This is a genomic window from Streptomyces sp. YIM 121038 (assembly GCF_006088715.1).
Classification (GTDB): Bacteria; Actinomycetota; Actinomycetes; order Streptomycetales; family Streptomycetaceae; genus Streptomyces.
Window position 1 is genome coordinate 758,126 of sequence record NZ_CP030771.1, and the last position, 19,980, is coordinate 778,105.

3 protein-coding genes (1 of these 3 running past the window's edge) are annotated in these 19,980 nt (G+C 73.1%); all 3 read right to left on the minus strand.

The window, feature by feature from the left end; all coding sequences use genetic code 11:
- Tightly spaced (each overlapping or abutting the next), the 3 genes in view from C9F11_RS03305 to C9F11_RS48075 form a layout consistent with a single transcriptional unit that may run on beyond the window.
- A complete protein-coding gene (locus C9F11_RS03305; protein ID WP_249401576.1) occupies nt 1-9,288 on the minus strand; it encodes a non-ribosomal peptide synthetase in 9,288 nt (3,095 codons plus the stop codon).
- Nucleotides 9,285-16,934 carry a non-ribosomal peptide synthetase gene (locus C9F11_RS03310; RefSeq protein WP_138957829.1) on the minus strand — a complete coding sequence of 2,550 codons (7,650 nt, stop codon included), beginning with the start codon at nt 16,932-16,934 and terminating at the stop codon, nt 9,285-9,287. Before C9F11_RS03310 ends, C9F11_RS03305 begins: the two co-directional genes overlap by 4 nt.
- Nucleotides 16,931-19,980, minus strand: the final stretch of a protein-coding gene (locus tag C9F11_RS48075) for an SDR family NAD(P)-dependent oxidoreductase (protein WP_212767793.1). 11,065 nt of this gene lie beyond the right edge of the window; the window shows 3,050 of its 14,115 coding nt (coding positions 11,066-14,115); its start codon lies off the right edge, out of view; it ends in the stop codon at nt 16,931-16,933. Before C9F11_RS48075 ends, C9F11_RS03310 begins: the two co-directional genes overlap by 4 nt.

The window sequence follows — 19,980 nt, forward strand, 5'->3', positions numbered from 1 at the left end:
TCATCCGGGCCCGCCGTCCGCCGCCGCCTCGCGCAGCCGCGCGAGGCTCGCGCCCGGCTGCGTGACGATCTTGAGCAGCAACCTCTCATAGGTGGCCGCCAGGGTCCGGGCCGTGCTCCTGGCGTACAGGTCGGTGCTGTACTCCAGGTAGCCGCGCAGTCCCTCGGGGGTCTCGCGGACGACGAGGTTGAGGTCGAACTTCGCCGTGCCGCTGTCGGTGGGCAGCGGCACGAAGCCGAGCGCGCCGGGGTCGGCGGCGTCCCGGGGCGCGGCCTCGGCGGCGGGCACCAGGTTGAACATGGCCTGGAACAGCGGCGAGTGCGCCGGGTCGGGCTCGGGCACCAGGTCCTTCACGAGGTCGGCGAACGGGACGTCCTTGTGCTCGTGGGCGGCGGCGGTGACGCGCCGGGCCTGGGCGAGGAGGTCGTCGAAGGCCTGCTCGGGCCGTACGTCCAGGCGCATGACCAGGACGTTGATGAAGTAGCCGACGAGGCGCTCCAGCTCCGGCCGCGGCCGGTTGGTCACCGGCGAGCCGATGGCCAGGTCCCGGTCCTCGGTGTGCGCGCCGAGCAGCGTCGCGAAGGCCGAGAGGAGCGTCAGGTAGAGCGTGCCGCCGCGCTCCTTGCTGACCCGCTTGAGCTGGTCGAGCACCGCGGCGGGGACGTTCACCTCGACCGACGCCCCCTGGTACGACTTCGCCGCGGGCCGCCGGTAGTCGGTGCGCAGCGCGGTGCGGGCCGGCAGGCCCGCGAGCCGGGAGCGCCAGTAGGCCTCCTGCCGGGCGCGGGCGTCGGCGTCGACGACCTGGTGCTGCCAGTGCGCGAAGTCCGCGTACTGCACGGGCAGTTCGGGCAGCGAGGGCGCCTCGCCGCGGCTCAGCGCCTGGTACAGGGCGTTGAGCTCGGCGATGAACACGCCGGTCGACCAGCCGTCGAAGATGCCCCAGGGCCGGGTCACGACGGCGACGTGCTCGTGCGGCGCGAGCGTCAGGATGTGCACGCGCAGCATGTGCCGGTCCTCGGGGTCGAACGGCCGCAGCCGTTCGGCCCGCAGGTACTCGGCGACCGCGCTGTCACCCGCGACGTCCTCGAAGGCGACGGTGAAGCCGGTGGCGTCGTTCACCCGCTGCACGTAGGTGTCGCCGCGCCTCGGGTAGCTGGTGCGCAGCACGGCGTGGCGGGCCACGAGCCCTTCGAAGGCGCGCGCGTAGGCCTGCCGGTCGAGGGGGCCGATGATCCGGTAGGCCATCTGCACGTTGTCGTACGACGAGCCGAGGTGTGCGCGCGGGTTGAGGAACCAGAGTTCGCTCTGCTGGAAGGAGAGCGGGCTCTCGTCGCCGGGGCCGGTGACGGGCACCAGCGGGACGGTCCCGTCGGCCGCGGGGCCCGCCGCCGCGTCGAGTGCGGCGGCCAGCTCGCCGAGGGTGGCACCGGCGAGGATCGACTGGAGCGGCAGCTCCTTGCCGGTCTCCTGCTTGACGCGGATGGTGAGCCGGGTGGCGAGCAGGGAGTGCCCGCCAAGGTCGAAGAAGCCGTCCTGGAGCCCGACGCGGTCGAGGTCGAGGACGTCCTGGACGAGGCGGCACAGCGCGCGCTCGGTGGCGGTGCGCGGCGCGACGTAGACCTCCTTGTGCACGTCGGCCTCGTCGGGCGCGGGCAGGGCCCGCTTGTCGACCTTGCCGTTGGGGGTGAGCGGCAGCTCTTCGAGGGCGACGAAGACGCTGGGGACCATGTACTCGGGGACGCGGCCCGCCAGGTGGTCCTTCAGCTCCCGGGTCAGGGCCTGGCCGGTGGTGGCGATCTGCGGCACGTTCGCCAGGTGGGTCGCGCGGTAGGCGGCACGGGCCAGGGCGGTCGGCCGCTCGCCCTTGGCGAGGATCAGGTCGAGGCCGTCGAGGCGGTCCTGGGACCAGGTCAGGGCGGTCCGGTAGCCGAGCTCCTCGGCGTACCCGAGGACGTCCTCCAGGTCGCGCACCCGCTGGGCGGCGGCGTCCGAGAGGCGGTGCGCGCCCAGGGGCTCGACGTGCTGCTGCGCGGTGGTGCCGCGCAGGCCCTCGGCGGCGCGGACGTCGTCGGCGACGCGCGGGTTGTCCAGGCCCGTGACGCCGAACCGGGTGCGGGCGCCGTCGGCGAGCAGGGCGCGCAGCTCGTCGGGCGTGGTGGCGGTCAGCCACGGCAGGTCGCTCTCGGCGGCGGCGGGGCCCTTGGTGAGGACCACGTCGTAGCGGTAGCTGAGCATCTCGTTGCCGCCGGTGCCGCGCTTGACGGCGATGTCGACGGAGCCGACGTCCGCGAAGCGCTCGGGCAGTCCGGCGAAGTAGCTCGGGCTGACCAGGAGTTCGGTCTCCTGCTGGCGGCGGCGCTGCACCTGGCGGGCCAGGGCGGTGACGGAGGTGCGGGCGGCGAGGCGGCTGCGCTCCACGGCCGTGACGTGCGCGGAGAACAGGTCGAGGTTCCTGATGTCGCCGAGGAGGATCCGGCCGCCGTCGGCGACGAGCGGCAGCAGCCGCTCGATGACCTCCTCCAGGTAGAGGCGGTTGGGGAAGTACTGGGCCACGGAGTTGATGACGACGGTGTCGAACTTCTCCGTGGCGGTGAGGCCTTCGGGCACCGGCACGGACCGGGCGTCGCCCTGCGCGAGGGTGACGTGCGACCAGCCGCGGCGGTCGGCGCCGCGGCGCACTCCGGCCAGGGCCGACGCGGAGATGTCGACGGCGTGCACGGCCTCGCAGGCTCCGGCGTAGCGGAAGAGCAGCAGTCCCGTTCCGCAGCCGACCTCCAGGAGCCTGCGGGGCCGCAGCTCCTCGATGCGGCGGACGGTGCCGTCGATCCACTCGCGCATCTCGTGCTCGGGGATGGCGTCGCCGGTGTAGCTGCTGTTCCAGCCGACCAGGTTGAGGTCGTCCCCGGAGCCGTCCGGGCCGCCGGGGTTCTCGGTGGTGTGCGCCTGCTCCTGCGCGTCGGTGCCGTACTGGTCCTCGAAGAGGTCCTGCCACTGCTCCAGGCGGTCGGCGTTCTGTTCGCGCGCGGTGGCGTCCAGCCAGCTGGTGGTGGGCCGTACGTGGGCGACGAGCTTCTTCGTCTCGCCGTCGGCCAGGGTGGTGACGACGGCGCCGCGCACGGCGGGGTGGGCGTGGAGCGCGTTCTCGATCTCGCCGAGTTCGACGCGGAAGCCGCGCACCTTGACCTGGTCGTCGACGCGGCCGACGAACTCCAGGGCGCCGTCGGGCAGTCGGCGCACCAGGTCGCCGGTGCGGTAGAGGCGGGCCCCGGGCCGCGTGGCGAAGGGGTCGTCGACGAACCGCTCCTTCGTCAGCTCGGGGTTGCCGAGGTAGCCGCGGCCGACACCCGCGCCGCCCACGCACAGCTCGCCGACGACGCCGAGCGGCACGGGCCGCAGGTGTGCGTCGAGCACGTGGGCGGTGGACTGGGCGATGGGCCTGCCGATGGGGATCACCGCGTCCTCGGCGATGTCCCGGGGGATCACGTGGCAGGTGGAGGCGATGCTGTTCTCGGTCGGGCCGTAGGCGTTGACGACGGTCAGGCCGGGGTGGGCCGCGTAGAGGCGGCGTACGTCCTTGGCGGAGAAGGCCTCGCCGCCGACGCCGAGGTAGGTCAGCGGCAGCCGCCGCCCCTGCGCGGCTTCGGCGAACGCGGGCAGGAAGGCCGCGGACAGGGCCATCGTCGTGACGCCGGAGCGCTCGGCGCGGTCCAGGAGCGCGCCCACGTCCTTGGAGTCGCCGTCGTGCAGGACGAGCCGGCCGCCGCACAGCAGCGGGCCGAGGACCTCCTGGGAGCCGACGTCGAAGGAGATCGAGGAGTGGTGGAGCACGACGGTGTCGGGGTCCGTCGGGAAGTAGTCCGGGTTGCGTACGAGACGGGCGACGCCGCGCTGTTCCACGAGGACGCCCTTGGGGACGCCCGTGGAACCCGAGGTGAAGATGGCGTAGGCCAGATGCTCGGGGGTGAGGCCGAGTTCGGCGCGCGTCAGGTCGTGCTCGGGGCGGTCGGCGAGCAGCTGGGTGCCGTCCCCGGCGCGTTCGCCGGTGTCGAGGTGGACGACCTGGGGGCGTTTGCCCCCGTCGGCGCCGTCGAGCGCCTCGGAGGGGAGGTGGGACTGGCTGAGCACGATGTCGACGCCGGAGTTGGCCACCAGGGTGCGGATGCGCTCCCGGGGGTAGTCCGGGTCGATGGGGACGTACGCGCCGCCCGCCTTGAGGATGCCGAGCAGGCCGGTCACGAGCTCCGGGGAGCGGCGGGCGCACAGGCCGACCAGGGTGTCGGGGCCGACTCCCTGCGCGCGCAGCCAGTGGGCGACGCGGTTGGCGCGGGCATTGGTCTCGGCGTAGGTGAGGCGCTGCTCGCCGTGTTCGACGGCGATGGCGTGCGGGCGCTGCCGTACGTGCTCCTCGAAGAGCTCGAAGAGGCAGTGGTCGTCCGGGTAGGGCTTGTCGGTGTCGTTCCACTCGGTCAGCAGGCGGTGGCGTTCCGCGGCCGGGAGCACGTCGATGTCGAGGGCGCGGGTGCCGGTGCCGTCGTCGGTGGCCAGGGCGTCGACGAGGCCGGTCACCGCCGCCTCGACGTAGCCGAGGACGGCGTCCGGCGAGAGCGTGGCGTCGACCTGGGCGTTGAGGGACAGTTCGGTGCCGGTGTCGTCGACGGACACGCCCACCGGGTAGTTGGTGCGGTCCAGGGAGCCCAGCCAGCGGATGCCCAGGTCGTCCAGGGTGGCCGGGCCGAGGTCGCCCTGGCGCGGCTCGAAGTACCGGAAGTTGATCATCGAGCTGAACAGGGTGGCGTCGCCGTCCAGGCCGCTGGAGCGCTGGGCCAGGGTCAGCGCGCTCTGCTCGTAGGCGATGAGGTCCTTCAGGGAGGCGTCCACGGCGGACACCAGGTCCTTGACGCTGCGGTCGGCGAGGCGGACCCGCAGGGGCAGGGTGTTGATGAAGTTGCCGAGCATCCGCTCGACGCCGGGCACGCCCTGGAGGCGGCCGGACAGGACGGTGCCGAACACCACGTCGTCGCGTCCGCCGGTGGCCGCCGTGACCAGGGCCCAGGCGGCGTGGAAGAGCGCGGCCGGGCTGATCCGCAGCCGCTGGGCCTGCTCGCGCAGCCTGCTCGTGAGGGCGGGCGGCAGGGAGCGGCGCAGGTCGCGCACGCGGCTGCCGTCGCCGTGCACGTCGACGAGCTGGAAGGGCGTGGTGGGCTCGGTGACGTCGCCGAGCTCGCGGCGGAAGTACGCCTCGGCGTCATGGGCGTCGAGCTGGTGCAGGGTGTGGCCGACGAAGTCGCGGTAGGCCGGGGCCGGGGGCAGTTCGTCGGCGCGGCCCGCCATGTGCGCGGCGAGCTCTTCGAGGATGAGGCGCAGCGAGGTCGCGTCCTCGATGAGGTGGTGGACGCGCAGCAGCACGAAGTGCCGGGCGGAGTGCGGGTCGGCGGCGACGGCGAGCCGCAGCAGCGGCGCCCGGTCGAGGGCCATGCTCCCCGGGTCCGCGAGCCAGGCGCGGGCCTGCTCCTCGGCGGCGGCGGAGTCGGCGGCGTTGAGCGTACGCCGCTCGACGTCGAGGCGGACGTCGCGCAGGACCACCTGCACGGGCTCCCCGAGGCCTTCGGTGACGACGGCCGTGCGCATCACGTCGTGCCGGTCCACCACGGCCTGGAGGGCCGCCACGAAGGCGTCGCAGGTCTGCCGGTCGGGGGCGGTGAGCAGGATGGGGATGACGTACGGGTCGTTGGCCGGGTCCATCAGGTGATGGAAGAGGATGCCCTCCTGCGAGGGCACGAGCGGGTAGACGTCCTGCACGTTGGGGGCGCCGCCGGGCACGCGGGACACGACGGCGTCGACGGCGGCCTGGTCGAGCCCGGCCAGCGGCAGCATCTCGGGCGTGAGCCGCTCGCAGCCCTCGGGGATCGCAGGGGCGGGCACGGTGTAGCCGGTGGCGGCCGGTCCCGCACGGTCGATGTCGGCGGCGAGGTCGGCGAGCGTGGGGCTGCTGAAGACGCTGCGCACGGCGACGTCGAGGCCGCGCTCCTTGAGGCGGGCGATGAGGACGGTGATGAGCAGGGAGTGGCCGCCGAGCGCGAAGAAGTTGTCGTGCGCGCTGATGCGGTCCTCGTCGAAGCCGAGGAGTTCGGCCCAGGCCGCGGCGAGCGTCCGCTCGGTGGCCGTGCTCGGCGGCGTGTACGCGCGCTGCGCGAAGGCCTCGATGCCGGGGGCGGGCAACGCCTTGCGGTCGAGCTTGCCGTTGCCGGTGATGGGCAGCCGCTCCAGGGCCACGAAGGCGCTGGGGACCATGTAGTCGGGCAGGGTCCTGCGCAGGTGGCGGGCGAGTTCGGCGCGGTGGTCGGCCTCCTGCTCGGGCGTGCCCGCGCCGGGCGTGCCGGGGCGCGGCACGGTGTAGGCGACGAGCTGCCGGTCGCCGGGGGTGTCCTCGCGGGCGATGACGCGGGCGTCCTGGACGGCGGGGTGTTCGGCGAGGCGGGCCTCGATCTCGCCCAGCTCGATGCGGAAGCCACGGATCTTCACCTGGTCGTCGTTGCGCCCCAGGTATTCCAGCGAGCCGTCGGGCAGCCAGCGCGCCAGGTCACCCGAGCGGTACATCCGCGCACCCGGCTCCTCCCGGAACGGATCCTCCAGGAACCGCTCCGCCGTCAGCTCAGGCCGGTTCAGATAGCCGCGGGCCACACCCTCGCCCCCGACGTACAACTCCCCCACGACACCGACCGGTACGGGCTGGCCGTGTCCGTCGAGGACGTAGGTGCGCAGGTCGGGGATGCGTTCGCCGATGGGGCTCACGGTGCGGTCCGCGTCGGCCTCGGTGATCAGCCGGTACGTCACGTGCACGGTGGTCTCGGTGATCCCGTACATGTTCACGAGCTGAGTGCCCTGGTTGACCGGGCGGCGCAGCCACGGCTTGAGCGAGGCGACCTCCAGGGCCTCGCCGCCGAAGACCACGACGCGCACCGCGTGCGGCCGGGCGTCGTCGCCCTGTGCGGTGATCAGCTGCCGGAAGGCGCTCGGGGTCTGGTTGAGGACCGTCACGCCCCTCTCACACAGCAGCCCGTAGAAGTCCTCCGGACTGCGCGTGACCGCCTGCGGCACGACGACCAGACGGCCACCGTGCAACAGCGCGCCCCAGATCTCCCACACGGAGAAGTCGAACGCGAAGGAATGGAACAACGCCCACACATCATGCTCATCGAAACGGAACCACTCGTCCGTCGACGTGAACAGACGCACCACGTTGCGGTGTTCGACCACCACGCCCTTGGGCACACCCGTCGAACCCGACGTGTAGATCACGTAGGCCGCATGCGAAGGGCCCACACCCGTGCCCGTGACATCGTCCGCCGACAAGGCCGCCCACTGGTCCGCGTCCGCGCGGACGTCCACGACCGGGACCGACGGGACAGCCAGGCCCTCGGGCAGCACGCCGTCTGTCACGAACACCTGGGGGGCGCTGTCGTCGAGCACGTGGGCGAGGCGGTCGGCGGGGGACGCCGGGTCCAGCGGCACATAGGCGCCGCCCGCCTTCAGGACGGCGAGCACGGCGACCACGAGGTGTTCGCTGCGCGGCAGGCACAGCGCCACCAGCACGTCCGGACCCACACCCAGACCCCGCAGATGACGCGCGAGACGGTTCGCCCGCGCGTTCAACTCCCCATAGGAGAGACGGCAGTCCTCGAACTCCACCGCCACCGCGTCCGGAGTCCGCGCCACCATCCGCTCGAAGCCCTCATGCAGAGGCCCCGCCACCGGCTCCGCCGCAGGCACCTCGTTCCACTCGGCGAGGACCTGGCGGCGCTCGGCGGCGTCGAGGGTGCTGAGCCGGGAGAGCCGCTCCCCCGGTGCGGCGACGACGGCGTGCAGCAGCGCGGTGTAGTGCCGGACGAAGCGCTGGACCGTCTCGCGGTCGAAGAGGCCGGTGTTGTACTCGAAGGCGCCGATGAGACCGTCGGGGGTCTCGCGCAGGTCGAGCGTCGCGTCGAACTTCGTGATGTCGAAGTCGAACTCGATGAGGGAGACGTCGAGGTCCCCCAGGCGCACCTCGCGGTCGGTGTGCGCCTCCTGGAGCACGAACGCGACCTGGAACAGGGGCGAGTGGCTGAGGCTGCGCTCCAGCTGCAAGGCGTCGACGACCGCTTCGAACGGCACGTCCTGGTGGCTGAAGGCCCCGAGCGCCACGTCCTTCACCCGGCCGAGCAGATCGGTGAAGGCCGGGTCGCCCGACAGGTCGGCGCGCATCACCAGGGTGTTGGCGAAGTAGCCGATGAGCCCTTCGGACTCGATGCGCTGGCGGTTCGCGACGGGGGTGCCGATCGCGATGTCGGTCTGCTCGCTGTAGCGGTGCAGCAGCAGGGCGTAGACGGAGAGCAGCGTCATGTAGAGCGTGACGTCGTGCTGCTCGGCGAGGGCCTTCAGCTGCCGCAGGAGCTCCTCGGGCAGGTGGAAGCGCTCGTGCGCGCCCGCGTAGGTCTTGATCGCCGGGCGGGTGCGGTCGGCGGGCAGGGGCAGGCGCGGGTCGACGCCGTCGAGCCTGCGCGTCCAGTAGCCGAGCTGGCGGTCCTGCACCTCGTCGACGAGCCACTGGCGCTGCCAGCGGGCGTAGTCCGCGTACTGGATGGGCAGCGGCGCGAGCGGCGAGGCGTGGCCCGCCTGGAACGCCTCGTACAGCGTGACCATCTCGCGGAAGAACACGCCGAGCGACCAGCCGTCGGAGACGCTGTGGTGCATGGTGACGAGCAGGACGTGCGCCTGCTCGGACTCGCGCAGGAGGCGGACGCGGATCAGCGAGTCGCGGGCGAGGTCGAAGGGGGCCACGGCCTCCCGCTCGCAGATCGACGGCAGCTCCGCGGGGTCCGTCAGCTCCTCCTCGCCGACCGTGAAGTCACTGCCGTCGCCCATCTCCTGGTACGGCACGCCGTCGCGCTCGACGAAGCGGGTGCGCAGCGCCTCGTGGCGCTGGACGATCGTCGACAGGGCGCGCAGCAGGGCGGGGCGGTCGAGCGGGCCGCTCAGCCGCATCGCCATCGGGATGTTGTAGTACGCGCTGGTGCCGTCCAGCTGCGCGAGGAACCACAGGCGCTGCTGGGCGAAGGACAGCTGGACCGGCTCGTTCCCGGTGTGCGGGCGGGGGCCGATCGCCTCCAGGGCGGACAGGTCGACGCCCTGCTTCTTCAGCATCGCGATGAGGGCGCGCTGCTTGTTGGCGGGCAGCGACTTGATCTTCCGGATCAGGTCGAGGGAGGTGCCCTTGTGCGGGGTGCTCATCGGCGTCGTCGTGGTCACTTGATCCGGCCTTCCAGCGCGTCCAGCTCTTCTTCGCTCATGTTCTCGATCAAGTCGATGCTCTCCAGGATCGCGGCGACGTCGAGTGCCTCGCCCTGGGGTGCCCCGGGGGCGCGCCGCTCCAGCTCGGCGGCCATCGCGGCGAGCGTCGGTCCCTCGAAGACGGCCTGGACGGTGAGTTCGGCGCCCGTCGCCTGGGCGAGGCGGTTGACGAGGCGGGTGACGAGCAGCGAGTTGCCGCCGAGGGCGAAGAAGTCGCTGTCGACGTCCAGGGCGGCGGCGTCGGTGCGCAACAGCTCGGCCCAGACGCCCGCGACGGTCCGCTCGGCCTCGGTGCGGGGCGCGACGCGGCGCCCGGCGGGCCGCTGCCGGTCCTCGGGGGCGGGCAGGGCCCGCAGGTCGAGCTTGCCGTTCTGGGTCAGGGGCAGCTCTTCGAGGAGCACGTGCGCGGCCGGGACCATGTACTCGGGCAGCGCCGCGCCCAGCTTGTCCCGTACGTCGGCGACCAGGGCGGCCCGGCCCGACCAGCGCGGGGCCGCGGTGGCGGACCCGACCGTCCTCGGGGTGCTCTGGCCGTCGGCGCGGCGGGCGTAGACGTTGTAGAGGGTGGTGCCCCGCAGCAGGCGGTTGTCCTGCTCGCAGACGACGTCGTAGCCGAGCGCCTTGAGGAGGGTGACGACCTTCTCCAGCTGCCCGTCGACGTCGTGGAGTTCGACGACGAGCTGCCGGATCTTCGGCCAGTCCCGCCAGTGGATGCCCTTGAGCACCTCGTACTCGGCGTTCTCCACGTCGACCTTCAGCAGGTCGATCCGGTCGAGGGCCTCCTCCGCGATGACGTCCGAGAGGGTGCGCAGGCGGCAGGTGAACTGCTCGCTGTCGAGACGGGCGTCGACGACCGCGTCGACGAGGTCGTCCCCGGCGGTGGTGTCGTCCGCGCCCTCCCCGGTCAGCTCCTCCTGGTTGCGCAGATAGGAGCGCACCAGGTCGTGGGCCTGTTCGGCGGTGGTGACGCTGGAGGAGATGACGGTGTTGTGGCGGTAGAAGGTGAAGGTCTCCTCCTTCGCCTCGGCCGCGAGGCCGCAGTCGTGCACCTTGGCGTTGAGGCCGTGGAGCGCGACGTTGCGGCGCAGCGAGTCGAAGACGGGCGGGATCGGCTCGAAGGCGTGGATCCGGGCGCCGGGGCAGCGGCTGCCCGCGAACAGCGTGAACAGGCCGATGTTGGCGCCCACGTCGAGGATGGTGTCGCCGTCCTCGATGGTGATGCCGTTCCGCAGGTACTCGAGGTGCGTGAAGATCTCGTCGTAGACGAAGTCGGTCTCGCTCCTGTTCTGCTGGAACACCGTCATGCCGTTGGGCAGTTCGTAGGTCCGCGCGAGCGCTTCCGGCTCGGTGCGGTCCAGGCGCAGGAGTTCGCGTACGGCCGGAGCGTGGTCGGCCGACGGGACGACGTAGGCGACGAGGCGCTGGTCCTGGTCGTCGTAGCCGCGCACCAGGACGCGGGCGTCCTGGACGGCGGGGTGTTCGGCGAGGCGGGCCTCGATCTCGCCCAGCTCGATGCGGAAGCCGCGGATCTTCACCTGGTCGTCGTTGCGCCCCAGGTATTCCAGCGAGCCGTCGGGCAGCCAGCGCGCCAGGTCACCCGAGCGGTACATCCGCGCACCCGGCTCCTCCCGGAACGGATCCTCCAGGAACCGCTCCGCCGTCAGCTCAGGCCGGTTCAGATAGCCGCGGGCCACACCCTCGCCCCCGACGTACAACTCCCCCACGACACCGACCGGTACGGGCTGGCCGTGTCCGTCGAGGACGTAGGTGCGCAGGTCGGGGATGCGTTCGCCGATGGGGCTCACGGTGCGGTCCGCGTCGGCCTCGGTGATCAGCCGGTACGTCACGTGCACGGTGGTCTCGGTGATCCCGTACATGTTCACGAGCTGAGTGCCCTGGTTGACCGGGCGGCGCAGCCACGGCTTGAGCGAGGCGACCTCCAGGGCCTCGCCGCCGAAGACCACGACGCGCACCGCGTGCGGCCGGGCGTCGTCGCCCTGTGCGGTGATCAGCTGCCGGAAGGCGCTCGGGGTCTGGTTGAGGACCGTCACGCCCCTCTCACACAGCAGCCCGTAGAAGTCCTCCGGACTGCGCGTGACCGCCTGCGGCACGACGACCAGACGGCCACCGTGCAACAGCGCGCCCCAGATCTCCCACACGGAGAAGTCGAACGCGAAGGAATGGAACAACGCCCACACATCATGCTCATCGAAACGGAACCACTCGTCCGTCGACGTGAACAGACGCACCACGTTGCGGTGTTCGACCACCACGCCCTTGGGCACACCCGTCGAACCCGACGTGTAGATCACGTAGGCCGCATGCGAAGGGCCCACACCCGTGCCCGTGACATCGTCCGCCGACAAGGCCGCCCACTGGTCCGCGTCCGCGCGGACGTCCACGACCGGGACCGACGGGACAGCCAGGCCCTCGGGCAGTACCCCGTCCATGACCAGGACGCGGGGTGCGCTGTCGTCGAGGATGTGGGCGAGGCGGTCCGCCGGGGACGCCGGGTCCACGGGTACGTACGCGCCGCCCGCCTTGAGGACGGCGAGCACGGCGACCACGAGGTGTTCGCTGCGCGGCAGGCACAGCGCCACCAGCACGTCCGGACCCACACCCAGACCCCGCAGATGACGCGCGAGACGGTTCGCCCGCGCGTTCAACTCCCCATAGGAGAGACGGCAGTCCTCGAACTCCACCGCCACCGCGTCCGGAATCCGCGCCACCATCCGCTCGAAGCCCTCATGCAGAGGCCCCGCCACCGGCTCCGCCGCAGGCACCTCGTTCCACTCGGTGAGGACCCGGTGGCGCAGGGCGTCGCTCAGGACGGGCAGTTCCAGGGCGGGGCCCTGCTCGGCGCCCTCGGTGGTGAGGGCACCGACGAGGCCCTCCATGGCGGTTTCCAGGTAGCCGATGACGAGTTCGGCGTCCTGGGCCCGGTCGATCTGCGCGTCGAGCGAGAAGGAGTGCCCGAGGTCGTCGACGGACAGGGCGATGGGGTAGTTGCTGCGCTCGATGACTCCCGCGAGGGACTTGACGCCCGCGCGCTCCAGCTCGGAGTCGTCGATGCGGTCGTCGGACTCCAGGTGCCGGTAGTTCAGGATCGCGTTGAACAGCGGCGTCTCCGGCGGCACGGCACTGTGGCCGTGGGCGACGGCCAGCGGGGTCTGCTCGTGGCGCACCAGGTCCCGCAGGGTCCGGTCCGTGGCGCTCACCAGGTCGCGCACGCTCGTGCCCGTCAGGTCGACGCGCACGGGCAGGGTGTTGATGAAGTTGCCGAGCATGCGCTCGATGCCGCGCGGGCCCTGGAGGCGGCCGGACATGACGGTGCCGAAGACCACGTCGTCGCGGCCCGCGCACGCCGCCACGACCAGGGACCAGCCCGCGTGGAACAGCGTGGCCGGGCTGACCCGCAGGTCCCTGGCGCAGGCCCGGATCCGCTCCCCGAGGCGGGCGTCCAGCGGGCGGCGCAGGTCGAGGACGCTGCGGCCGTCGCCGTGGACGTCCTGGAGCCCGAACATCACGGTGGGTTCGGTGACGTCGCCGAGCCGGTCCCGGAAGTGGTCCGCCGGGTCGTACTCACGCGCGCGGTGCTGCACCTGGGCGATGAAGTCACGGTACGGCGCGGGCGGCGCGAGCTCCCCCGCGCGGCCCGTCATATGGGCGACGACCTCCCGGAACAGCAGGCCGAGCGAGGTCGCGTCGTCGATGACGTGGTGCAGGTTGAGCGCGGCGTACCAGGTGGCCGTGGCGGGCTGCCGGGCGGCGCGCAGCCGGATCAGCGGGGCGCGGTCGAGGCGCATCGCCTGCGGCCGGGCCAGGAGGGCGCGGATCTCCTCCTCGGCGTCGCCGCCCGCGGGCACCTCGAACTCCTCCAGGTCGAGCTCCGCGCGGCGCACCACGACCTGGACGGGCCGCGACAGGCCCTGGGTGAGGATCGCCGTGCGCAGCGCGTCGTGCCGGGCGACGGCCGCGCGCAGGGCGCTCACGAAGCCGTCGAGGTGGGACCTGCTCTCGAAGGAGAACACGCCGGAGAGCACGTACGGGTCGCGGCCGCTCTCCTTGAGGTGGTGGAAGAGCATGCCTTCCTGGAGGGCCGCCAGCGGGTACACGTCCTGGACGTTGGGGGCGCCGCCGGGCACCGCGGCCACGATCGCCGCCAGTTCGTCCTCGGTCAGGGAGACCAGGGGGAGCATGTCGGGGGTGAGCCGGTCGCAGTCCGCGGGGATGCCGTTCGGCGGGGCGGTGAAGGCCGTCCCCGCCGGGGCGGCGTCCCGTGCGTCGGGGTCCTCCGGGGCGTGCGCCGCGTCGATGGCCGCGGCCAGGTCGGCGAGCGTGGCGGCGGCGAACACGCTGTGCAGCTCGCAGTCGAGCCCCGCGTCGTGCAGGCGCGCGGTCAGCTTCGGGATGAGCAGCGAGTGCCCGCCGAGGGCGAAGAAGTTGTCGTGGACGCCGATGCGCTCCTCGTCGAAGCCGAGCAGGCCCGCGCAGACCTTGAGCAGGGTCCGCTCGGTGGGGGTGCGGGGCGCGACGCGGTCACCGGCCACGGCGTACGCGTCGGCGTCGGGGGCGGGCAGCGCCTTGCGGTCGAGCTTGCCGTTGGCGGTCAGCGGCAGGGCGTCGAGGCGGACCAGGGCGCCGGGCACCATGTACTCGGGCAGCGCCTGGCCGAGGTGCTGCACCAGGGCGTCGTGGAACTCCCCCGTGTGCGCCTGCGGGTGCGCCTCGTCGAGGACCACGTAGCCGACGAGCCGCGGGTTGCCGGGGCTGTCCTCGCGGGCGACGACGGCGCAGGCCCGCACCGCGGGGTGGCCGGAGAGGCGGTCCTCGATCTCGTCGGGTTCGATGCGGAAGCCGCGCAGCTTGACCTGGTTGTCGATGCGGCCGAGGTACTCCAGGGTGCCGTCCGGCAGCCAGCGCACGAGGTCGCCCGTGCGGTACATGCGGGCGTCCGGGTCCTGGGCGAAGGGGTTCGGCACGAAGCGCTCGCGGGTCAGGCCGGGGTTGTTCAGATACCCGCGGGCCAGGCCGACGCCCGCGATGTGCAGCTCGCCCGCGCAGCCGACGGCCTGCCGCCGGCCCAGGTCGTCCAGGACGTACAGCTGGATGTTCTGGATCGGGCGGCCGATCGGCACCGTGCGGTCCGCGCCGTCGGGCGGGCAGGCCCAGTGGGTGACGTCGATGGCGGCTTCGGTGGGGCCGTACAGGTTGTGCAGGAGCGCGCGGTGCCGGGCGTAGTGGCGCGCGGGCAGCTCCGGCGGCAGGGCCTCGCCGCTGCAGAAGACCTGGCGCAGCGACGTGCAGCGGGCCCAGCCCTCGTGGTCGAGCATGAGGCGCAGCATGGGCGGCACGAAGTGCGCGGTGGTGACCTCGGCGGCCCGGATGAGCGACACCAGGTACGCGGGGTCCTTGTGGCCGCCCGGTGCGGCGACGACCAGGCGCGCGCCGGTGATCAGGGGCCAGACGAACTCCCACACGGAGACGTCGAAGCTGAACGGCGTCTTCTGGAGCACGACGTCGTCGGGGGTCAGCGCGTACTCGTTCTGCATCCACTCGACGCGGTTGACGGCCGCCCGGTGCTCGACCATGACGCCCTTGGGACGGCCGGTGGAGCCGGAGGTGTAGATGACGTACGCGAGGTCGCCGGGCGCGATCCTGGCGGGAGCGCCCGCGCCACGGGTGTCCGGGGCGCCGTCGGGGACCGGCCGGCCTTCGGCGTCCAGGCGGAGCACCGTGCGCGCGCCGGTGAGGGCGGACGTGTCGGTGCCGGACTGGGTGAGGACGAGGGCGGCGCCCGAGTCCTCGATCATGTACTGGATGCGTTCGGCCGGGTAGTCCGGCTCCAGGGGGAGATAGGCGCCGCCCGCCTTCATGACCGCCCACAGGGCGATCACCATCTCCAGGGAGCGTTCCATGGAGATGCCGACGACCGTGTCCGCGGTGACGCCGCGGCGGCGCAGCTCGGCGGCCAGGGCGTCGGTGCGCTCGGCGAACGCGGCGTACGTCAGGGAGCGCTCGCCGTACACGAGGGCGGTGCGCTCTCCGTGGCGGGCGACGGCGTCGGCCAGGAGGCCGGGCAGGCTGCGCTCGGCGGAGAAGGGGCGGGCGGTGTCGTTCCACGCGTCGAACCGGCGCAGCTCGTCGTCCGACAGGTGCGAGGCCTCGGACAGCAGCTGTTCGGGGGCGTCGACCAGGGCGCGCAGCAGGGTCTCGTAGTGCCCGAGGAACCCCTGGACGTCCGCCGCGTCGAAGCGCGCGGCGTCGTACTTGAGGTGCAGCGTGTAGGCGTCGGCGGCGTGCTCGACGACCTCCAGGTGGAGCTTGAACTCCCCCTCCTGGGATATCTCCTCCACGAACCGCAGCGAGCGGGCCAGGTCGAGGCCGTGCACGTCGCCGTCCGTGAGGTGCATCATGCGCTGGTTCTGGAAGACGTACGAGACCTGGAAGACCGGCGAGGTGTCGGGGTCCGTGCGCAGGTTCAGGTCCTGCACCATGCGCGGGAACGGGTACGCGGCGTGGTCGAGGCCGTCGGCCATGACGAGCGTCAGGTCGCGCACGAAGTCGGTGAACGGCACGTCGCCGCGCACGCCGTGGCGCACGGGCAGCATGTTCACGAAGTAGCCGACCGCCTCGTCGTAGGTGGCGTCCGGCCTGCCCAGGGACGGCACGCCGACGACGAGGTCGCGCTCGCCGCTGTAGCGGTGCAGGAGCAGTTCGTACACGGCGAGGAAGAGCACCGCGGGCTTCGCGCCGCGGGCCGCGCACAGGTCGCGCACCCGCGCGGCGAGGGCCGCGGGCAGCGGCAGGGAGACCGTCTCGCCCACCACGGCGGTGCCGGGCGCGGGGGCGCGCTCGATGCCGAGGCGCAGCACGGGCAGGTCGCCCGCCAGGGTGTCCCGCCAGAACGCGCGGTGGCGGGCGCCGTCGGGACCCGCGAGGAAGTCCGCCTCCCAGCGCACGAACGCGTCGTAGGCGTCGTGCCGCGCGGACGCGGGCTCGGGGACGTCGCCCCGGAGCAGGGTGTCGTAGGTGTGGAGCAGGTCGCGCAGCAGCACGGGGGTGGACGCGCCGTCGAACACCAGGTGGTGCAGGACGAGCAGCACGAGCGTCCGCGGCGCGTCGGCCGTGCCCGCCGTGTACACGACGGCCCGGGCCGGTCCTTCCTGGTGCAGGTCGAAGGGCGCCTTGGCCTGTTCGCGCGCCAGGGCGAGCAGGACGTCGTCGGGCAGTCCGTGCGGCACGGTCTGGTGCCGGAAGGGCGCCTCCTCGCCGTCCGGGCGCCGCACCAGGTACGGCGTGCCCTCGTCCTCGACGACCACGCTGTGCAGCAGCGCGTGCCGGGACGTCACCTGCCGGAAGGCCTCCGCGAACACGTCGACGTCGAACGGCGCCGACGTGCGGAAGCAGACGGGGACGTTGTACACGTCCGACGCGGGCCGCAGCTTGTGCAGCAGCCACAGCCCCTTCTGGCCCTCGGAGAGGGCACGCCGGTCCGTGACGCCCGCCTGCGCGGAGTCCTGGAGTCGTTCGTAGAACGCGAGCACGTCCTCAGCGGTGTAGAGGCCCGCCTTGAAGCCCGCCAGAATCTGATCCTCGTTCACGCGCCCGGTGCTTCCTTCATGAGTGACTTGAGTTCTTCGAGTCCGACGTGACCCTGGCGGAACTCCTCCAGGGCCTTGGCCCGTGCTTCGCGTACGTCCGGTGCTTCGGGTGGCTGCGGGGTCCCGGTCCCGCGCTTCGCGGCGAGCCGGTCCGCGATGCGCTCCAGGGTGGTGAGCTCGACGATCTCCCGTGTGGTGAGGGTGAGGCCGAGGTCGGCCTCCACCGCGCGCCGCAGGCGCACCCACAGGACCGAGTCGGCGCCCAGGCTGTGCAGGTCCTTGTCCAGCGGGAGTTCGCCGGGGGCGAAGCCGAGGGCGTCGCTGAAGTAGTCCGCGAGGTAGCGCAGGATGTCGCCGTCGCGCCCTCCGTCGGGGTCGGGGTCGGGCAGGTCGGTGTGCGGAGCGGCGGCGGGCGCCGGAGCCTCGGCGGGTGCGGGGGCCGCGCCGGGCGTGGGAGCCGCGTCAGGTGTGGGGGCCGCGTCGGGCGTGGGGGCCGCGTCGGGCGTGGGAGCCGTCGTCGGGGTGCCCGTGTGGCCCACCCAGTACCGCTTGCGCCGGAACTCCGTCGTCGGCAGCGCCACGAGTCGGCGTCCCTGCCCCGCGGACAGGCCGCGCCAGGGGATCCGGCCGCCCCGCACCCACAGCTCGGCGAGCCGGTCGAGTTCCCCGTCGGTGAGGAGCGCCCGGACGAACGCCTCGCCGTGCCCGCCCGAGAGCAGGTCTCCCAGGGTGGCGGCTCCGGCCTCCGCGTTGCCCCGGTAGAGCTGGGCGTGCTCCGGCCGGTCGGCGAGGAACTCCGTGAGCGCGCGCAGCAGGCCCGCGCGGGACTCCGTGACGAACGCCAGGCGCTCGGCCAGGGCTTCCCTGCCCGTCCGCAGCGTGTGGGCGACGTCCGCGAGCCAGGCGGCGTCGTCCGCGTCCGGGACGTCGGCCCGCGCGACGAAGTCGTGCAGCAGGCGGGCCGCGGTGCGCAGCCGCTCGGGGTCACCGGCGGACAGCACGATCAGCTCCGGCCGCCTCGGCTGCGGCCGCGCCGCCGCCACGTGCTCGGGCTCCGGCGCCTCCTCCACGACGAGGCTGACGTGGCTGCCGCCCGCTCCGACGGAGTTGAGCAGCGCCCGCCGGGGCGAACCGGTGCGCGGCTGCCACGGCGTCAGCGTCTCGCACAGCCGCAAGGGGCCCTCGTCCAGGCGGAGTTCGGCGTTGGGCGTGCCGACCGACGTGCGGGGTGCCAGCTCCCGGTGGCGCAGCTGGAGGACGACCTTGGTGAGCTGGGCGATGCCGGAGGCCGCCTCGGGGTGGCCCAGGTTGGACTTCACCGAACCGAGCGCGACCGGCTCGGTGACGCCGGCGAACACCTCGCGCAGCGCGCCCGCCTCGACGGCGTCGCCGAGCGCGGACCCGTTGGCCGCGGCCTCCACATAGCCGATCGACGCGGGGTCGCAGCCCGCCTTCTCCAGGGCCCTGCGGGCCACGTTCACCTGGGTCCTGCGGCTGGGGGCCATGAACTGGCCCGCGCGGCCGCCGTGCAGCGAGGCGCTGCCCTTGATCACCGCGAGGACGGTGTCGCCGTCCCTGCGGGCGGCGGCCAGCGGCTTGAGCAGCACGGCGCCCACCGCCTCGGCGGGCAGATAGCCGTCCCCGTCCCGGAAGCTGCGGCTGCCGGGGTGGCTGCCGAGCAGCCCCGCCCGGGACAGCGCCCGGTACTTGTCGGGGTGGACCGTCAGGTTCACGCCTCCGGCGATCGCCAGCTCGCTGTCGCCGCGCAGCAGATCGGCGCAGGCCAGGTGGATGGCCGCCGCCGAGGACGCGCACATGCCGTCCACGGCGAGGCTCGGGCCCTCCAGGCCGAAGAAGTGCGAGACGCGGTTGGCGATGAGGTTGTACGACGCCGCCGACGTCAGGGCGGAGCGCACCACGTCGGCGGTGTCGGCCCGGTACATCTGGTACATCGCGCCGACGTACACGCCGACCCGGCGGCCGTACGTGCGCTCGACGGCCTCCTGGGTGACACCGCTCCGCTCCAGGAGCTGCCACACCGTCTCCAGGAACAGCCGCTGCTGCGGGTCCATGGTCTCGGCCTCGCGCGGCGAGATGCCGAAGTGCAGCGGGTCGAACTCGTCGACGCCGTCGAGGAAGCCGCCCCACTTGCCGTAGCTCTTGCCGGGCGCGTCGCGGTCCGGGTCGAACACCGCGTCGTGGTCCCAGCGGTCGGCGGGGACCTCGGTGACGCAGTCGGCCCCGGTGCGCAGCAGGCCCCACAGGGCGTCGGGGTCGGCGGCACCCGGGTAGCGTCCGGCGAGGCCGATGACGGCGATGCCCTCGTCGCGCGGGTCCCGGGCGGGCCGGGCCTGTTCGCGCCGCGCGGGTTCGGGGGCGGGCGGTGCCGGTGCGGGAGCGGGCTCGGTCGTAGGTGCCGGTGCCGGTGCCGATGCGGGCGCGGGTGCCGCGGCGGCGGTGGCCGGTTCGCCGAACAGCGCGCGCAGCGCGTCCCCGTGCTCGGCCACGAAGTACTCGGCCAGCTCGCGGACCGTCTGCACCTCGAAGAACAGGGTCTTGGGCAGCGTGCCGAAGTCCGTCTCCAGCTGGGCGATCAGGTTCATCGCCACGACGGAGTCCATGCCGTAGCGCTCCAGGGGCACCTCCGCGTCGAGCCGGTCGGCGCCGAGCTTGAGGCCCGCCGCCAGGTGCGCGCGCAGATGGCGGCGGGTGCGGTCGAGCAGGGCACGGTCGTCGCCCGCCGTGCCGGACTTCGGCCCGGAGGCCGCGGCCTCCGGCTCGGCAGCGGCGTACGGCTCGGTCACGGCGGGCGACTCGGCGTGCGGTTCGGCCTGCCGTGCCCGCCCGGGTCGCGCGGTCAGGCGCGGCAGGACCGCCTCGCGCCGCCCGGCGACCACGAGGAGCTGGCCGTCCGCGAGGCCGGTGCGGCGTGCGGCCACCCCGGTGTGCAGGGCCCGCAGGCCGCTCACGGTGTCCAGCGGGACGAGGTCCATCCGCCGCAGCCGCTCCTCGGTGGCGGCGTCCACGCCCATGCCGCCCTCGGCCC